This is a genomic window from Microbacterium sp. JB110 (assembly GCF_003335195.1).
Lineage (GTDB): Bacteria > Actinomycetota > Actinomycetes > Actinomycetales > Microbacteriaceae > Microbacterium.
The window spans coordinates 1-297 of sequence record NZ_QPGM01000023.1; the positions used below are offsets into that span (position 1 = coordinate 1).

1 protein-coding gene is annotated in these 297 nt (G+C 42.8%); it reads left to right on the plus strand.

Annotation, left to right across the window (positions count from 1 at the left end):
- On the plus strand, window positions 1-297 hold a 297-nt coding region (locus CIK77_RS17430), incomplete at both ends, for an Hsp70 family protein (protein ID WP_147271161.1).

Below are 297 nucleotides of genomic sequence, written 5' to 3' on the forward strand. Positions count from 1 at the left end.
GACTCAGCATTGATTGATTATTTAGTTGATGAGTTCAAAAAAGACCAAGACGTCAACCTAAAAGGCGATTCTTTGGCAATGCAGCGTCTAAAAGAAGCCGCAGAAAAAGCAAAAATTGAGCTATCAAGCGCGCAAAGCACGGAAGTAAACTTACCTTACATTACTGCTGACAGCAGTGGTCCTAAGCACTTGGTGGTAACAATCAGCCGCTCAAAACTAGAAAGTTTGACTGAAGCATTGGTACAGCGCACCATGGGCCCTTGTAAAATTGCCCTTGAAGATGCTGGTCTAAAAATC